The sequence below is a fragment of the Metapseudomonas otitidis genome (genome assembly GCF_900111835.1).
GTDB lineage: Bacteria > Pseudomonadota > Gammaproteobacteria > Pseudomonadales > Pseudomonadaceae > Metapseudomonas > Metapseudomonas otitidis.
The window spans coordinates 211,748-228,087 of record NZ_FOJP01000010.1; the positions used below are offsets into that span (position 1 = coordinate 211,748).

Here is a 16,340-nt window from a genome sequence, read left to right on the forward strand (position 1 = left end):
GCGATTATAGGAAGGCCGGGAAAAAGCCGGCAAGGCGGTCAGGTTCGCCAGGCGCGCACACGCTGGATCCGGTTCTCGCCGGATTCGAGGATTTCCAGGCGGTAGCGGCCGATCTTCAGGCAGGCGCTGGCATCGGGCAGTTGTTCCAGGGCTTCGGTGATCAGACCATTGAGGGTCTTGGGGCCGTCGCACGGCAGGTGCCAGCCGAGCAGGCGGTTGAGCTCGCGCAGGTGCAGGCTGCCATCGAGTTCGTAGCTGCCGTCCTCGGCCGGGGTGATGGTGCGGGTGGGGGCGAAGTCCTCCAGGCTGCCGAACTCGCCGATCAGCTCCTGGAAGATGTCCTCCAGGCTCACCAGCCCGATCACGTCGCCGTATTCGTCGACCACGATGGCGACGCGGCGCTGTTCCTTCTGGAAGTTCACCAGCTGGGTCAGCAAGGGCGTGCTCTCGGGGATGAAGTAGGTTTCGCGGCACACGCCGAGCAACTCGTCGGCGGTGATCCCCGTCTTGGGCAGCAGCCGCGCCACCTGGCGCATGTGCAGCATGCCTTCCACCTGGTTGATGTCCTCGCGGTACACCGGCAGGCGGGTGTGGGTGGTGGCCCGCAGTTGTTCCAGGATGCGCTCCGGCGACTGAGCGATGTCGATGCCCTGGATCTCGCTGCGCGGAACCATGATCTCGCTGATGGTGACCCGCTGCAGGGCGCGGGTCAGCTCGTGGGGCAGGCGTTGCTGGGGGCTCTCGTCTTCCTGGATGCGCTCGGGAGCCGGCTTGCGGCGCGCCAGCACCCAGGCGCCTGCCGAGGCGATCAGCAGGCCGAGGATCAGGCCAAGGAGGAGGCCGGGGGCGGGCATCTCAGATGTGCAGGATGAATTCGCGGACCAGCTTGCTGCCGAAGTAGGCCAGCATCAGCAGGCAGAAGCCCGCCAGGGTCCAGCGGATCGCCTTGTGGCCACGCCAACCCAGCTGGTGGCGGCCCCAGAGCAGCACGGCGAACACCACCCAGGCGAAGCAGGAAAGGATGGTCTTGTGCGCCAGGTGCTGGGCGAAGAGGTTCTCGACGAACAGCCAGCCCGAGATCAGCGACAGCGACAGCAGGCCCCAGCCGGCCCAGAGGAAGCCGAACAGCAGGCTTTCCATGGTTTGCAGGGCGGGGAAGTTGCGGATCAGTCCGGACGGGTGCTTGTGCTTGAGCTGGTGGTCTTGGAGCAGCAGCAGCAGCGACTGGAACACGGCGATGGTCAACATGCCGTAGGCCAGGATCGACAGCAGGATGTGGGCGAGGATGCCCGGCTCCTCGTCGATCGGCTGCACCGTGCCGGAGGGCACGAAGATCGCCAGCAGCACCGTGAGCGCGCCGAGCGGATACAACAGCAGGAGCAGATTCTCCACCGGCATGCGGCTGCAGGCCAGGAGTGTGAGGCCGATCACGGCGGCGGCGATGAGGCTCGCGGCGTTGAAGAAGTCGAGGGTCAGGCCGGCCGGGGCGATGAGCTGGAAGAACAGCGCGGTGGCGTGGCTGATCAGGGCCAGCAGGCCGAGCACGGCGAGCATGCGCTTGTCCGGCGTCTTGCGCTCGCGCAGGCGAAGGCCCTGGTGGATGGCGCCGCCTACATAGAGGAAGGCAGCCAGGAGGCTGGGCAGCAGAGGGTGCATAAGTCCTTGTAAGGCAAGCCCGAAAGGCGCTGAGTGTGGCACAGAACGGCGTGCTCACGAAAGACCGCTGGCGGTGTCGGCGCCGCCCGCTCTTCGCTATACTCCGCCGCCTGCCGCAAGCTCACCCGGGGCCTCCAGGGCCTGAAAGGATCGCGCATGTTCGAAAATCTCACAGACCGCCTCTCGCAGACGCTGCGCCACGTCACCGGCAAGGCCAAGCTGACCGAGGACAACATCAAGGACACCCTGCGCGAAGTGCGCATGGCGCTGCTCGAAGCCGACGTGGCGCTGCCCGTCGTCAAGGACTTCGTCAACAAGGTCAAGGAACGCGCGGTCGGGACCGAGGTCTCCAAGAGCCTGACCCCGGGCCAGGCCTTCGTGAAGATCGTCCAGGCCGAACTGGTCGACCTGATGGGCGCCGCCAACGAAGACCTGGCGCTGAATGCCGCACCGCCGGCGGTCATCCTCATGGCCGGCCTGCAGGGCGCGGGCAAGACCACCACCGTCGGCAAGCTCGCGCGCTTCCTCAAGGAGCGCAAGAAGAAGTCGGTCCTGGTGGTGTCCGCCGACGTCTACCGCCCGGCGGCGATCAAGCAGCTGGAAACCCTGGCCAATGACCTGGAGGTGACCTTCTTCCCCTCCGACACCAGCCAGAAGCCGGTGGACATCGCCCAGGCAGCGATCCGCGAAGCCAAGCTGAAGTTCATCGACGTGGTCATCGTCGACACCGCCGGTCGCCTGCACGTCGACGGCGAGATGATGGAGGAGATCAAGCAGGTCCACGCGGCGATCAAGCCGGTGGAGACCCTGTTTGTGGTCGACGCCATGACCGGCCAGGACGCGGCCAACACCGCCAAGGCCTTCAACGATGCGCTGCCGCTGACCGGCGTGGTGCTGACCAAGGTCGACGGTGACGCCCGTGGCGGTGCTGCTCTTTCGGTCCGGGCCATCACCGGCAAGCCGATCAAGTTCCTCGGCATGGGCGAGAAGAGCGAAGCGCTCGATCCGTTCCACCCCGATCGCGTGGCGTCGCGCATCCTCGGCATGGGCGACGTGCTCAGCCTGATCGAACAGGCCGAGCAGGGCCTCGACCGCGAGAAGGCCGAGAAGCTCGCCAAGAAGATCAAGAAGGGCAAGGGCTTCGACCTCGAAGACTTCCGTGACCAACTGCAACAGATGAAGAACATGGGCGGCCTCGGCAGCCTCATGGACAAGCTGCCCATGCTTGGTGGCGTCAACCTCTCCCAGGTGGGGGGGGCGCAGAATGCCGCCGAGAAGCAGTTCAAGCAGATGGAAGCCATCATCAACTCCATGACGCCCGCCGAGCGCCGTGATCCCGAGATGATCAGCGGCTCGCGCAAGCGCCGCATCGCCCTCGGCTCCGGTACCCAGGTGCAGGACGTCGGCCGACTCATCAAGCAGCACAAGCAGATGCAGAAGATGATGAAGAAGGTCACCGCCAAGGGCGGCCTGTCGCGCATGATGCGTGGCATGGGCGGCATGTTCCCCGGCGGCATGCCGAAGATGTAAGACCGCGCCAGCGGTCCTCTCCGTCAGCCGTGGTGAGGCGCTAGCGCCTCCAAGCCCCGCCCGGGGCGCGGCTTTCGGGGCCACCGACAGGTGGCGCGTACAAACAGATTTGCATTCGGCCGGATAATCCTTAGAATATGCGGCCTTTCGGGCCCATGGCCCATGTGTGCACACACGCTTGAAAAGCACCGACCTACAGGAACGAAGTTCAATGGTAACCATCCGTCTTGCCCGTGGCGGCTCCAAGAAGCGCCCCTTCTACCACCTGACCGTGACCAACAGCCGCAACGCGCGCGATGGCCGCTTTGTTGAGCGCATCGGTTTCTTCAACCCGGTTGCCCAGGGTTCCGAAGTCAAGCTGTCCGTCAACCAGGAGCGCGTCAGCTACTGGCTGAGCCAAGGCGCCCAGCCGTCTGAGCGCGTTGCTCAGCTGCTGAAGGAAGCTGCCAAGGCTGCTGCCTAAGCAACTCCCATGAGCGCGACGCCGGCCGCCGCCGATGAACTGGTCGTTCTCGGCAAGATTTTCTCGGTGCACGGCGTACGTGGCGAGGTGAAGGTGTATTCCTTCACGGACCCACTGGATAACGTGCTCGATTACCCCCGCTGGACGCTCACGCGTGACGGCGAGGTCAAGCAAGTCGAAGTTGCCAGCGGACGTGTCCAAGGCAAGTTCCTGGTAGTGAAGCTGAAAGGGCTGGACGACCGCGATGTCGCCAGGACCTACGCGGGTTTTGAAATCCGTGTTCCCGAAAGCGAGCTGCCTGAACTTGAGGAAGACGAGTTCTACTGGCACCAGTTGGAAGGTCTCTCCGTGATCAACCAGGACGGGCAGCTGCTCGGCAAGGTCGATCATCTGCTGGAGACCGGCGCCAACGATGTGATGGTGGTCAAGCCCTGCACCGGCAGCCTGGATGACCGCGAACGCCTGTTGCCCTACACGGAGCAATGCGTGCAAGCGATCGATCTGGATGCGGGTGAAATGAGGGTGGACTGGGACGCCGACTTCTGAGCCGCATGACATGAAAAGCATGCAGGTCGAAGTCATCAGCATCTTCCCGGAGATGTTCGCCGCCATCAGCGAGTACGGCATCACCAGCCGCGCGGTCAAGCAGGGGCTCCTGAAGCTCAATTGCTGGAACCCACGGAGCTTCACCGAGGATCGCCACCAGACGGTGGATGATCGGCCTTTCGGTGGTGGTCCCGGGATGGTGATGAAGATCGAACCGCTGGAACGGGCACTGGCAGCCGCCAAGGCCGCAGCGGGAGATCGGGCGAAGGTGATCTACCTTTCGCCGCAGGGGCGCCAGCTGAAGCAGGCGGCCGTGCGCGAACTGGCGCAGGAGGAAGCCCTCATCCTCATCGCCGGTCGCTACGAAGGCATTGACGAGCGTTTCATCGAGACGCATGTCGACGAGGAATGGTCGATTGGCGATTACGTCCTGTCCGGCGGTGAGCTGCCGGCCATGGTGCTGATCGACGCGGTAACGCGATTGCTGCCCGGCGCGCTGGGCCACGCGGACTCCGCCGAGGAGGACTCGTTCACGGACGGCCTGCTCGATTGTCCTCACTACACCCGACCTGAGGTGTACGCGGATAAGCGTGTTCCTGAAGTGCTGCTCAGCGGCAACCACGAACACATCCGGCGATGGCGTTTGCAGCAGGCGCTTGGGCGCACCTGGGAACGTCGGGCCGATCTTCTGGATTGCCGCTCGCTTTCTGGAGAAGAGAAAAAGCTGCTGGAGGAGTACATCCGCCAGCGGGACGATAGTTAACGTATCGATGGCACGCCCGAAAGGCCTGTCTTAGGAGCACAGCGATGACCAACAAGATCATTCAGCAGATCGAAGCTGAACAAATGAACAAAGAGATCCCGGCGTTCGCCCCTGGCGACACCGTGATCGTGCAAGTGAAGGTGAAGGAAGGCGAGCGTTCCCGTCTGCAGGCCTTCGAAGGTGTGGTCATCGGCAAGCGTAACCGCGGCCTGAACAGCGCCTTCACCGTACGCAAGATCTCCAACGGCGTTGGCGTCGAGCGTACCTTCCAGACCTACTCCCCCCTGGTGGACAGCCTGACCGTCAAGCGCCGCGGCGACGTGCGCAAGGCCAAGCTGTACTACCTCCGCGACCTGTCCGGCAAGGCTGCTCGCATCAAGGAGAAGCTGGTCTAAGACCCGCTTCCACAACAAAAAGCCCGCCCCGGGAAACCGCGGCGGGCTTTTTGTTGCCTTGCAGAAAGCGATATGCAGGCACTTGGGTGGGCAGGGTGTTCGAGCTTTTGAGGAAGCGGCAGTGGGAGTCGGGGGTTGGCTCTTGTCGTAGCGAATGAGCCTTATCGTCATCTGGCGTTGTTTGCATGGTTGTAGGCGGTTGACCGCCGGCGCTCGTCACGCCGGCGGGCCGGGTTGGTAGGGAGCCATCCCCGAGGCGGCCATCGGCACGCCGTTGGGGCGGGGCTCATATCGGCTCGGCGCAGAATTCCAGCAGTGCCTGTTCCAGGCGTTCGACTTCCCGGGTGACGTCGTGGGCGAGCTGCTCCATCACGTCCTCGGGCTGCCGAGCTTCCCAGGCTTCTTCCAGGGCCTCGCAACAGCTGACCAGGGGCTGTGCATGGACGATCCGCGCGGCGCCCTTGATCTTGTGGGCAGCTGCGGCGACTTCCTCCCAGACTTTCTCATCCAGGCTGCGATGCAGCTGATCGAGGTCCTCGCGATTGGCAGTCAGCAGGGTGTCCAGCAGGCGCTGGCGCAGTGCCGGGTCGCTGCCGGCCAGTTGCAGGAATTCCTTCATGCCGAAGAGGCCCTCTGGGTGCGTCGCCGGCAGTGCCGGTAGTTCTGGCATCTCAAGGGGCTCCAGCGCCTGTGAAGGCTGCAGGGTGGCCAGCTGCCGGGCCAGTTGACGCAGGCTGATGGGTTTGAACAGGCAGGCGTCCATGCCCGCCTTGCGGCAGCGCTCGTGTTCCTCGCTCTGGGCGTTGGCGGTGTAGCCGATGAAGTGCACGCGTCCGCTTTCCCGGCGGGCTTCTTCCTCCCGCACGGCACGGGCCAGGGCGTAGCCGTTCATCACCGGCATGTTGCAGTCGCTGATCACCAGGTCGAAGTGGCCCTTGCTCCAGTGGTCCAGCCCGTCGCGCCCGTCCACCGCCTCGGTGACGCGGTGGCCGAGGAAGGTCAGCTGCTGCTTGAGCAGTTCGCGGTTCGCGGGGTTGTCGTCCACCACCAGCACGTCCAGCGGCACCTGCCGTGCCACGGGGGCGTCTTCTTCCTCCTGGCGAGCGTGGCGGGGGAGCGGGTCCAGCTCCAGCAGGTCCAGCTCCACCCAGATGCAGGTGCCCCGGCCCAGTTCGCTTTCGAGGCGAATGGTGCCGCCCATCATTTCGCAAAGCACGCGACAGATCACCAGGCCCAGGCCGGTGCCCCGGCGTGCCTCGTCGGCGCCTACGCTGCCCTGGCTGAAGGCTTGGAACAGCTGTGCCTGGTCCTCGTCGGAGATGCCGCGGCCACTGTCCTCGACCTTGAGCAGGATGCCCAGGCGCTTGTCCGGGCGCGGTTGTGCCTGGATGTCGATGGAGACCCCGCCGGCGTCGGTGAACTTGATGGCGTTGCCCACCAGGTTGGTGAGGATCTGGCGGAAGCGCACCGGGTCGACCAGTACGTCGCCACCTGCGCGGTGGTCGAACTCCAGGGTCAGGCGCAGGTTCTTCTGCCGGGCCAGGCCGTCGAACACCCGGATCACCGCTTCCGCCTGCTCCCGCAGGTTGCTGCGCACCGGAGACAGGCTGAGACGCCCCGACTCGATGCGGGCGATGTCGAGGATGTTGCCGATGAGCTCCAGGAGGTCCCGCGCGGAGCCGTGGGCGATCTCGATGGCGGCGCGGTCCCACTGGCCCTGGTCGGCCCGTTCGAGGGCCAGTTCCAGCATGCCGATCACGGCGTTCATCGGCGTGCGGATCTCGTGGCTCATGGTGGCCAGGAAGGTGCTCTTGGCCCGGTTGGCGTCATCGGCCCGCTCCTTGGCGGCCTGCAGGTCATCCACCAGTTGCAGGCGCTCGCTGATGTCGATCCATCCGCTGACCACGCCCTTGATCTCGCCACGGAAATCCCGGTACGGCTCGATCCAGTGATAGATGCTGAGGGGGCCGGCCTGGCTGTACAGCTCCCGGTCGCAGCGCAGCGGTACGCCGGACTCGGTCACCTTGCGGTAGTCGTCCAGCAGCGTCTGGCGCTGCCCCTCGCTGCCCAGCTTGGCGGCGGGCGGCGGTTGCCCGATCACGTCCTCGCGCCGGAGGGCCAGGGCCTGCAGGTAGTTGTCATTGCACATCAGCAGGTGACCGTCGCGATCGCGAACGTAGATCGGGTGCGGCGTACCGTTGACCAGTGCCTCCATAAGGTGGAACTGGTCGTTGAGGGCTTGCTCGGCTTTCTTCCGCCGGCCGATCTGGCGCCTGAGGTAGAGGATCCAGCCCAGCGACACCAGCAGCAGGAGCCCCGAAATGGAGAGGATCTGCATGATCAGCTCACGGTTCACGGTGCTGCGCGTGCCGCTGATCTCGACGTTCGAACGCCATCGTTGCTTGACCAGCACCGCCAGCTCATCCGGCGGGATGGCAGCGGTTGCCTTGTCGAGGATCGACTGCAGCAGGGTGTCCTCCTTGCGCATGGCGAAGGCGATGCTTTCCTGGGGCACGTCGATGAGTTCGGAGATGCGCAGCTGCTCCGGGAACATCCGGCGGATGTAGTACTCGGCGACGATGGTGGACATCACGGCGCCCTCCGCCTCGCCGTTGGCGACTGCCACCAGGCAGTCCAGCAGCGAGCTGGTCTCCACCAGGCGAACACCGGGGTAGCGGCTGCGGATGTAGTCGTTGAGGAAGTAGCCGCGGATCACCGCCAGGCGCTGGCCGTGCAACTCGCTGAGTCGGGACGGGGACTTCGCGTCGTTGAGGGTGATGGTGGCGAACGGCACGTGCATGTAGGGGCGCGAATAGGCCATGTCGCGCTGGCGGATACGGGCTATGCCGTCAGCGCCGACGATGTCGGCTTCGCCGTTCAGCACGGCATTCATCATGTCTTCGGGCTGGGGAGTGCGGACGATCTCGAAGCGCAGGCCGGTGCGGATGCGGATCTGGTCGAGGATGTCCGCCGTGATGCCGTGGTAGTTGCCCTCATTGTCGAAGAACGACACCGGCGCGTAGTTGCCGTAGGTGGCGACACGTATGACCGGATGCGCCGCCAGCCAGGCGCGCTCCTCTTCGGTGAACGGCAGTTCCGGGTCCAGCAGGCTCGGGCTGGCGCCGCCGCTCCAGCGCTTGATCAGCGGCGTGCGGTTGCCCGTGGGCAAGCGCTGCAGGACCTTGTTCACCAGCGCCAGCAGGCGGGTGTTGCCGCGAGCGCTGGCGAAGCTGATGCCGCTGGCCTTCAGGTCTGCCAGGCGGACGATGTGCAGGTGGTCGTCATAGACCTGGTTGATCTGGTAGTTCGCACTGACCAGATCCCCCAGGTACAGGTCGTTGTCGCCGTCGACCACCGAGTTGAGGGCCGCGCTGGTGGAGGGGTAGAGCGTCAGGATGGCGTCCGGGTAGCGGTTCTGCACCATGTCCAGGGGCAGGTAGTTGCCGACGATGGCGATGCGCAGGCTGTCCAGGTCCCGGGGCCAGTCGCGCTTGTCCTGTTGCCGGGCGACCAGGCTGGGCTGGTCGGGGGCATAGGGAAGGCTCAAGGCCAGTGCCTGTTCGCGGCCTTCGAAGTCGTTGGACGCACTGAGCAGGTCGGCCTCGCCACTGCTCACTGCACGCAAGGCTGCGCTCCGACTGGGGTAGCGCTCGACGCGGACGGGTACTTGCAACTGGCGCGACAGCAGGCCGGCGACGTCGGCGGTGATGCCCTCGAAGTCGCGGCCGCTGGACGTGATGTCGAAGGGGGGCAGGTCGTCCGCAATGGCCAGCCGCAGCTCACCGCGCTGGGCGAGCCAGGCCCGTTCCTCGGGCTCCAGGGTGATGTCCTCTTCCAGTGCGAGGGGACGGGCACCGAGGGGAATCGACTGGGAAGCGGCTTGCGCCAGCAGGGGCACGGTGAGTGCGAGAAGCACGAGGGGCTTGAGCAGACGGAGGCACATGGTCGTTTCCTAATGGTGGCGGGCGGTCTGGATTGCAGACCCTGGGCGCCGCGCAGAGAAAATATCCCAGTGCCCCGGTCGGGCCTATGCAGGGGGAGGGGGAATGAGCGTGTTTCAGGTTTTTCCCGCTTTTTGATCGGACGTTACTTACCTGAAGTCGGAAATTCTGGTTATTCCGAGCATGTCCGGCGCAAGTGCCTGCAAGGGGCGAGAGACCCGGCTGATACAGGGCCGGATTTCGAGAAGGACCGTTGTCAGTTGCCGGAACCGGACGTTCTTCAGGGAGGGGTATCCCGCCGTTGGCTCCTCACCCCATCGTGGCGGCAGTGGCTGTGGAATAATTCGCGCCCCGCGGCCTGGCCGTGGGGAGAGCGCTCCTGCCGAGGATCGACAGGCGCGTGGAGGCCCGGCGTATACCGCAGGGTGCACTTGCAAGCCCAGCCGTCACCAAGATGTGGCCGCCACAGTGGGATTCACCGAGGTAGTCGTGGCATGACCCCGAGAGAACGAGAGATAGAACGGCGCATCGCCTTGTCCGAGAGCCGTGTGACCAAGGCGGTGTTCCCGCCGACCACCAACCACCACAACACCCTGTTCGGCGGCACCGCGCTGGCCTGGATGGACGAGGTGTCCTTCATCTGCGCCACCCGCTTCTGCCGGCTGCCGCTGGTGACGGTTTCCACCGACCGCATCGACTTCAAGCACCCGATACCGGCCGGCTCCATCGTCGAGCTGATCGGGCGTGTGGTGAAGGTGGGCAACACCAGCCTCAAGGTGGAGGTCGAGGTGTTCGTCGAAGGGATGTACGAGGCCGGGCGCGAGCGCGCCATCAGCGGCGCGTTCAGCTTCGTCGCCATCGACGACGACAAGCGCCCGGTGCCGGTGCTGCCGGAAGCGGCAATCCCCGCCGACTGAGTCGGCGGGCTGCCTTCAGGGGCGCATGGCGATCTTCAGGGACGCCTGGGAGAGGTCGATGTCGTGCAGCGTCAGGCTGCCGAAGCTCCCGGCGTTCGGGCCGCTGCCGGCCACGCGGATATTGTCGAAGCGCAGCTCGCCGATGGAGCTGGGCAGGCGCACGTTGATGGAACCGTCGGCGTTCATCGTCGAGGTCAGCCGTGAGGTGTCGTAGACCACGCCCTTCATCGAGGTTTCCGCCTCCAGGCTGTTCAGCACTGGCATCACCAGGCGCGCCAGGCTCTGCACCGTGGCGATGCCGTCGCCTGCCTCCGCCTGCACGAACAGCCCCTGCAGCACATCGTCCAGGCCCTGGGCACTCACGCTGCTCATCTCCGCTTCGCTCAGCGGCTGCATGCCGGGCGGCACGTAGTCCTGGCTCATTGCGCTGGGCAGTTGCTGGGCCTGGGCGCTGATCATCTGGAACGGGCTCAGCAGCGCCGCCACCAGCGTCGCCGCCAGTCGCAGGTTGCTCTGGCGCTTGAGCGCCTTCTCCAGTTGCCGCTTGCTGAGCAGGCCCTGCTCGATGAGCACCTCACCCAGGCGTTTGTCGCTGGTGAGCTGAACCTTGATGGCAGCATCCAGCTGCTGGGTGGTGATCAGTCCCTTGTTGACCAGGATCTGGCCAAGACGCGAGTTCTGATGGTTGGACATGGGGGCGGGACCAGGGCAGGGATAGTGGCAAGGTAGAATCATCCTCTTGTGGGAAGAGGCTGTCACCCAACGAAGGATAGGCTTACATCGCCATCGGTCTATGACTCCGCGTCGCTGACAGTGTCGGCATCCACCAGGGCCACCAGGCTCCAGCCCGGCTGGGGTTCCAGCGCCTGCGAAGGCCCGGCGATGTGCACCCAGCCCCGGGTGTCACGGGCCAGCAGCAAGGTCGCATGGTTCCCGTGGAACGCCTGGTAGGCCGCCCAGTCGAAGGCCTCCGTCAGCGTGGTGATGCGGATCTCCGCCCCACGGCCGAGGCGGCTGGCGAACTGTGGATAGGTGAGTGCCGGCAGGCCCAGCTCACGGCCGCGAACCTGCTCGCTGCTGCGGTGCTTGTCGCTGCGCCGGCTGTCCGCCCCGCTGGGCAGGGTGAAGCGGCGAGGCTCGGCGAAATCATGGCGAAAGCGCATGCAGGCCAGGGCGTTCATCTCGCTGGAGGGTGACAGCGCCAGCAGGTGCCCGAGCCCCACCAGGTCCAGGTGGGCGTCCGCATGCTGGGAGGTGGGGTTGCCGAAGTAGGTGGGCAAGCCGTCCATGCGCGCCGCGCGGATGTTCTCCCAGCTGGAGTCGGTGAGCAGCACCCGGCTGCCGAGCTGGTTCAGCGCCTTGCCCAGCGCTCGTGCCACCGGGTTGGCACCGATGATCAGGAAGCCTGCCGGTGCGGGCTCGGCCACCCCCAGCAGGCGCGCGAGGGGGCGGGCGGTGGCGCTCTGCAGCACCACCGTGCCAATGATCACCAGGAAGGTCAGCGGCACCAGCAACTGGGCATTCGGGTCGCCGTGTTCCTGAAGGCGCAGGGCGAAGATGGCGGACACCGCCGCTGCCACGATGCCTCGGGGAGCGATCCACGCCAGCAGCGCCCGCTCGCGCCAGCTCAGCGTCGAGCCCAGGGTGCTCAGGCCGATGTTCAGCGGCCGCGCGATGAACTGGATCACCGCCAGCAACGCCAGGGTGGCCGGCCCCAGGGCCAGCAGCGCCTTCAGGTCGAGCCGCGCCGCCAGCAGGATGAACAGCCCCGAGATCAGCAGCACGCTGAGGTTTTCCTTGAAGTGCAGGATCGGCTTCACATCGACCCCACGCATGTTCGCCAGCCACATCCCCATCAGCGTCACTGCCAAAAGGCCCGACTCGTGCACCAGCAGGTTGGAGGCGATGAACACACCCAGCACCGCCGCCAACGCCGCCAGGTTGTGCAGGTACTCTGGCAGCCAGTGGCGGCGCAGCACCACGCCGAGCGCCCAGCCGCCCAGCACACCGAGCAGCGTGCCGCAGCCGATTACCCCGGCGAAGGTCGCCAGGCTCTGGCTCCAGCCGCCCTGGTCGCGGCTGACGATGAAGCTGAAGGTCACCACCGCCGCCAGGGCGCCGATGGGGTCGATGACGATGCCTTCCCAGCGCAGGATGTTCGCCACCGAGGCCCGGGGGCGCACCACCCGCAGCATCGGCACGATCACCGTCGGCCCGGTCACCAGCGTCAGCGAGCCGAACAGCACCGCCAGTTCCCACGAAAAGCCCAGCAGCAGGTGTGTAGCCACGGCGATCACCACCCAGGTCGCCAGTGCCCCCAGGGTCACCATGCGGCGGACCACCGAGCCGATCTCGCGCCATTCCGACAGGTGCAGCGTCAGGCTGCCCTCGAAGAGAATCAGCGCCACTGCCAGGGACGTCAGCGGGAAGAGCAGGGGGCCGAACAGCGCGCCCGGGTCCAGCACGCCGAGCACTGGCCCGGCGAGGATGCCCGACAGCAACAGGAAGAGGATCGCCGGCAGGCGCAGGCGCCAGGCCAGCCACTGGCTGCACAGCGCGGCCAGGCCGATGCCGCCGAGGGCCAGAAGGATGCGGGTTTCGTCCATCAGGACTCCTTGTCGCTGGTGAGGGGCAGGAACCTTGTGGAAGACTAGACGCCGTTCATCCCACCAGCGTTCCCCATGCCTGCACTCGACCACCCCCTGATCGACCGCTTTCTCGACGCCCTCTGGCTGGAGAAAGGCCTTTCGCCCCACACCCGCTCCGCCTACCGCAGCGACCTGGCGCATTTCAATGGCTGGCTGCACGAGCGCGGCTGCAACCTGGCGGAGGCCGGGCGCGACGTATTGCTGGACCACCTCGCCTGGCGCCTGGAGCAGGGTTACAAGGCCCGCTCCACGGCGCGCTTCCTGTCCGGCGCGCGAGGCTTCTACCGCTTCCTGCTGGCCGAGGGCGAGATCGCCGAGGACCCGACCCTGCAGGTGGAGATGCCGCTGCTGGGCCGGCCGCTGCCCAAGTCGCTGTCCGAAGCCGATGTGGAGGCCCTGCTGGAGGCGCCGGACCTGGAGGACCCCATCGGCCTGCGCGACCGCGCCATGCTCGAGGTGCTCTATGCCTGCGGCCTGCGGGTCAGCGAACTGGTGGGGCTGACCCTGGAGCAGGTGAACCTGCGCCAGGGCGTGGTCAAGGTCTTCGGCAAGGGCAGCAAGGAACGCCTGGTGCCGCTGGGCGAGGAAGCCATCGCCTGGATCGAGCGCTACGTCCGCGAAGCGCGGCCTTTCTTGCTGGATGGCAAGCCCAGCGACGTACTCTTCCCCAGCCTGCGCGGCGAGCAGATGACCCGCCAGACCTTCTGGCACCGCATCAAGCACCAGGCGAAGGTGGCGGGCATCCTCAAGCCCCTGTCGCCCCACACCCTGCGGCACGCCTTCGCCACCCACCTGCTCAACCACGGTGCCGACCTGCGGGTGGTGCAGATGCTGCTCGGCCATGCCGACCTGTCCACCACCCAGATCTACACCCACATCGCCCAGGCCCGCCTCAAGGACCTCCACGCCCGCCACCACCCGAGGGGGTGAGCCGGAAAAAGGCGACGCATGCGTCGCCCCGGCGAACGACCGGCCATGGATGGCCGGGCCGGGGCTCAACGGAGCGATGCAGCCCCGACAGGGACGTCTTGCACGATGCTTATCTCCGCTCTGCGTCGCCCCGCTTTTTGCCTACACCCCCCAAGGCCGCCGCCTGCATCCTCCGAGGGTTGCTTCAGGGAACCTGGCTGCCCACACCGGCTCCAACCTCCGCGCAGCCCTCACAGCACCGCCCAGCCGTCCCCGGCGAGCCACCGTTCGGCTCCTCTGCACGGCCCGGCAGGCCTTCTGTGTTAGGCTTTCGCACCTATCCGACAGTCGCCGCTCCACAGGAGTAACCATGCGCGTGACCCGCCTTTTCGCGGCCATGGCCCTCGGCCTGGTCAGCTCCATCAGCCTTGCCGACGATCCGGACCAGGCCATCCGCAAGACCCTCGCCAGCCTTGACCTCGGCCTGCCCGTCGAATCCATCGGCGAAAGCCCGCTGGACGGCATCTACCAGGTCCAGCTCAAGGGCGGCCGCATGCTCTACACCAGCGCCGACGGCCAGTACCTGATGCAGGGCTACCTGTACCACGTGCAGAACGGCAAGCCGGTGAACCTCACCGAGCAGTCCGAGAGCCGCTCCATCGCCAAGGAAATCAACGCGATCCCCGCCGGTGAAATGGTGGTCTTCGCGCCCAAGGACCAGCCGGCCAAGGCCCACATCACCGTCTTCACCGACACCGATTGCGGCTACTGCCAGAAACTGCACAGCGAAGTGCCCGAGCTGAACCGTCGCGGCATCGAGGTGCGCTACGTCGCCTTCCCGCGCCAGGGCATCGGCAGCCACGGCTACAACACCCTGGTCAGCGTCTGGTGCAGCAAGGACCGGCAGGCCGCCATGAACCAGGCCAAGTCCCGCCTCGACGTGCCCGCCGCCAAGTGTGATAACCCGGTGGCCAAGCAGTTCGAACTGGGCCAGATGATCGGCGTGAATGGCACCCCTGCCATCGTTCTCGGCAACGGCCAACTGATTCCGGGCTACCAGCCCGCCCCGCAACTGGCCAAGCTCGCGCTCGACGCCAAGTGAGGCGAGGGCGCCAGCTCGATTGACCAACAATCGGGCGCTTCGTAAAGTGCGGTTCTTTTATACGGCCGGCGATTCGCCGGCCGTTTTTCGCAGTGAAATGGGGAGTTCAGCGTGAAGCCGGTAAAAGTAGGCATCTGTGGCCTGGGGACCGTCGGTGGCGGCACTTTCAACGTACTCAAACGCAACGCCGAGGAGATTGCCCGCCGTGCCGGGCGTGGAATCGAGGTTGCCCAGATCGCTGCCCGTCGCCCCAACCCGAAGTGCGAAACCGGTGCTACCCCCATCACCGCCGACATCTTCGACGTGGCCAACAACCCTGAGATCGACATCGTCATCGAGCTGATCGGGGGCTACACCCTGGCCCGCGACCTGGTGCTCAAGGCCATCGAGAACGGCAAGCACGTGGTCACCGCCAACAAGGCGCTGATCGCCGTGCACGGCAACGAGATCTTCGCCAAGGCCCGCGAGAAGGGCGTCATCGTCGCCTTCGAAGCCGCCGTCGCCGGTGGCATCCCGGTGATCAAGGCGATCCGCGAGGGCCTGGCCGCCAACCGCATCAACTGGCTGGCCGGCATCATCAACGGCACCGGCAACTTCATCCTCACCGAGATGCGCGAGAAGGGCCGTGCCTTCGAGGACGTCCTCAAGGAAGCCCAGGCCCTGGGTTATGCCGAAGCCGACCCGACCTTCGACGTTGAAGGCATCGACGCTGCCCACAAGCTGACCATCCTCGCGTCCATCGCCTTCGGCATCCCGCTGCAGTTCGACAAGGCCTACACCGAGGGCATCTCCAAGCTCACCAGCGCCGACGTCAACTACGCCGAAGCCCTGGGCTACCGCATCAAGCACCTGGGCGTGGCCCGCCGCACCAGCAGCGGCATCGAGCTGCGCGTGCACCCGACCCTGATTCCGGCCGACCGCCTGATCGCCAACGTCAACGGCGTGATGAACGCCGTGATGGTCAACGGCGACGCTGCCGGCAGCACCCTCTACTACGGTGCCGGTGCCGGCATGGAGGCCACCGCCTCTGCCGTGGTCGCCGACGTGGTGGACGTGGTCCGCGCCCTGACCGCCGACCCGGAGAACCACGTACCGCACCTGGCCTTCCAGCCGGATGCGCTGTCCGATCACCCGATCCTGCCGATCGAAGCCTGCGAGAGCGCCTACTACCTGCGCATCCAGGCCAAGGACCACCCGGGCGTACTGGCCCAGGTGGCCACCATCCTGTCCGAACGTGGCATCAACATCGAATCCATCATGCAGAAGGAAGTCGAAGAGCAGGATGGCCTGGTGCCGATGATTCTGGTTACCCACCGGGTCGTCGAAGCGCGCGTTAACGACGCCATCGCCGCACTGGAAGCCCTCGACGACGTGGTGGGCAGCGTAGTCCGCATCCGCGTCGAACAGCTCAATTAACTCGGAGCCGCCCGCGCGCAGGCCCGCCCGGTGCACAGACGCCGCCGGGCGCCG

General features: G+C 66.0%; 14 protein-coding genes. 9 read left to right on the forward strand and 5 right to left on the reverse strand.

Going from position 1 to position 16,340, the window contains the following annotated elements; genetic code table 11:
* Nucleotides 1–38: 38 nt before the first annotated feature.
* Together BM198_RS14850 and BM198_RS14855 are read right to left on the reverse strand one after the other, a co-directional pair.
* Entirely contained in the window at nt 39–854 is an 816-nt protein-coding gene (locus BM198_RS14850; RefSeq protein WP_074970919.1) for a transporter associated domain-containing protein, read from the reverse strand.
* Between the two features lies 1 nt (nt 855).
* Nucleotides 856–1,656, reverse strand: coding sequence for a cytochrome C assembly family protein (locus tag BM198_RS14855; RefSeq protein ID WP_074970922.1), 801 nt, complete (start codon nt 1,654–1,656; stop codon nt 856–858).
* 156 nt (nt 1,657–1,812) lie between these two features.
* On the opposite strand from BM198_RS14855, the gene ffh reads away from it, so the two are divergent.
* The 5 genes from ffh to rplS all read left to right on the forward strand — a co-directional run bounded on the left by ffh (nt 1,813) and on the right by rplS (nt 5,353).
* Nucleotides 1,813–3,186, forward strand: coding sequence for a signal recognition particle protein (ffh, locus tag BM198_RS14860; protein WP_074970924.1), 1,374 nt, complete (start codon nt 1,813–1,815; stop codon nt 3,184–3,186).
* 211 nt (nt 3,187–3,397) lie between these two features.
* Nucleotides 3,398–3,649 carry a 30S ribosomal protein S16 gene (gene rpsP, locus BM198_RS14865; RefSeq protein WP_044405910.1) on the forward strand — a complete coding sequence of 84 codons (252 nt, stop codon included), beginning with the start codon at nt 3,398–3,400 and terminating at the stop codon, nt 3,647–3,649.
* A 9-nt stretch (nt 3,650–3,658) separates the two neighbouring features.
* Nucleotides 3,659–4,195, forward strand: coding sequence for a ribosome maturation factor RimM (gene rimM / locus BM198_RS14870; RefSeq protein ID WP_074970925.1), 537 nt, complete (start codon nt 3,659–3,661; stop codon nt 4,193–4,195).
* A 10-nt stretch (nt 4,196–4,205) separates the two neighbouring features.
* Complete coding sequence (gene trmD, locus BM198_RS14875) at nt 4,206–4,958, forward strand: tRNA (guanosine(37)-N1)-methyltransferase TrmD (protein WP_044405907.1); 753 nt, start codon at nt 4,206–4,208, stop codon at nt 4,956–4,958.
* A 44-nt stretch (nt 4,959–5,002) separates the two neighbouring features.
* Complete coding sequence (gene rplS, locus BM198_RS14880; protein ID WP_044405904.1) at nt 5,003–5,353, forward strand: 50S ribosomal protein L19; 351 nt, start codon at nt 5,003–5,005, stop codon at nt 5,351–5,353.
* A 286-nt stretch (nt 5,354–5,639) separates the two neighbouring features.
* Here the strand turns inward: rplS and BM198_RS14885 are convergent, their stop codons facing one another.
* Nucleotides 5,640–9,296, reverse strand: coding sequence for a transporter substrate-binding domain-containing protein (locus BM198_RS14885; protein WP_074970927.1), 3,657 nt, complete (start codon nt 9,294–9,296; stop codon nt 5,640–5,642).
* 492 nt (nt 9,297–9,788) lie between these two features.
* On the opposite strand from BM198_RS14885, the gene BM198_RS14890 reads away from it, so the two are divergent.
* Nucleotides 9,789–10,211, forward strand: a complete 423-nt coding sequence (locus BM198_RS14890) for an acyl-CoA thioesterase (protein WP_074970929.1) — start codon at nt 9,789–9,791, stop codon at nt 10,209–10,211.
* Nucleotides 10,212–10,226: 15 nt separating this feature from the next.
* On the opposite strand, the gene BM198_RS14895 is transcribed toward BM198_RS14890, so the two are convergent.
* A complete protein-coding gene (locus BM198_RS14895) occupies nt 10,227–10,904 on the reverse strand; it encodes a cyclic di-GMP-binding domain-containing protein, MshE-related (RefSeq protein WP_044405897.1) in 678 nt (225 codons plus the stop codon).
* A 98-nt stretch (nt 10,905–11,002) separates the two neighbouring features.
* The gene (locus tag BM198_RS14900) at nt 11,003–12,817 is read right to left on the reverse strand and encodes a cation:proton antiporter (RefSeq protein ID WP_074970930.1); all 1,815 of its coding nucleotides are present in this window, start codon (nt 12,815–12,817) and stop codon (nt 11,003–11,005) included.
* Nucleotides 12,818–12,892: 75 nt separating this feature from the next.
* Between BM198_RS14900 and xerD the strand changes: the two genes are divergently transcribed.
* The 3 genes from xerD to BM198_RS14915 all read left to right on the forward strand — a co-directional run bounded on the left by xerD (nt 12,893) and on the right by BM198_RS14915 (nt 16,286).
* Complete coding sequence (xerD, locus tag BM198_RS14905) at nt 12,893–13,789, forward strand: site-specific tyrosine recombinase XerD (RefSeq protein ID WP_044405893.1); 897 nt, start codon at nt 12,893–12,895, stop codon at nt 13,787–13,789.
* A 349-nt stretch (nt 13,790–14,138) separates the two neighbouring features.
* Entirely contained in the window at nt 14,139–14,870 is a 732-nt protein-coding gene (locus BM198_RS14910) for a disulfide isomerase DsbC N-terminal domain-containing protein (protein WP_074970932.1), read from the forward strand.
* 111 nt (nt 14,871–14,981) lie between these two features.
* Nucleotides 14,982–16,286 (forward strand): homoserine dehydrogenase, encoded by a 1,305-nt coding sequence (locus BM198_RS14915; protein ID WP_044405888.1) that lies wholly within the window; start codon nt 14,982–14,984, stop codon nt 16,284–16,286.
* Nucleotides 16,287–16,340: the final 54 nt, after the last annotated feature.

Excerpts from the sequence above, each read along its gene's own strand:
- ffh (WP_074970924.1), top strand. The coding sequence starts at position 1,813 with ATGTTCGAAAATCTCACAGACCGCCTCTCGCAGACGCTGCGCCACGTC.
- rimM (WP_074970925.1), top strand. The coding sequence starts at position 3,659 with ATGAGCGCGACGCCGGCCGCCGCCGATGAACTGGTCGTTCTCGGCAAG.
- xerD (WP_044405893.1), top strand. The coding sequence starts at position 12,893 with ATGCCTGCACTCGACCACCCCCTGATCGACCGCTTTCTCGACGCCCTC.
- trmD (WP_044405907.1), top strand. The coding sequence starts at position 4,206 with ATGAAAAGCATGCAGGTCGAAGTCATCAGCATCTTCCCGGAGATGTTC.
- BM198_RS14900 (WP_074970930.1), bottom strand. The coding sequence starts at position 12,817 with ATGGACGAAACCCGCATCCTTCTGGCCCTCGGCGGCATCGGCCTGGCC.
- BM198_RS14910 (WP_074970932.1), top strand. The coding sequence starts at position 14,139 with ATGCGCGTGACCCGCCTTTTCGCGGCCATGGCCCTCGGCCTGGTCAGC.
- BM198_RS14895 (WP_044405897.1), bottom strand. The coding sequence starts at position 10,904 with ATGTCCAACCATCAGAACTCGCGTCTTGGCCAGATCCTGGTCAACAAG.
- BM198_RS14855 (WP_074970922.1), bottom strand. The coding sequence starts at position 1,656 with ATGCACCCTCTGCTGCCCAGCCTCCTGGCTGCCTTCCTCTATGTAGGC.
- BM198_RS14850 (WP_074970919.1), bottom strand. The coding sequence starts at position 854 with ATGCCCGCCCCCGGCCTCCTCCTTGGCCTGATCCTCGGCCTGCTGATC.
- BM198_RS14885 (WP_074970927.1), bottom strand. The coding sequence starts at position 9,296 with ATGTGCCTCCGTCTGCTCAAGCCCCTCGTGCTTCTCGCACTCACCGTG.
- rplS (WP_044405904.1), top strand. The coding sequence starts at position 5,003 with ATGACCAACAAGATCATTCAGCAGATCGAAGCTGAACAAATGAACAAA.
- rpsP (WP_044405910.1), top strand. The coding sequence starts at position 3,398 with ATGGTAACCATCCGTCTTGCCCGTGGCGGCTCCAAGAAGCGCCCCTTC.
- BM198_RS14890 (WP_074970929.1), top strand. The coding sequence starts at position 9,789 with ATGACCCCGAGAGAACGAGAGATAGAACGGCGCATCGCCTTGTCCGAG.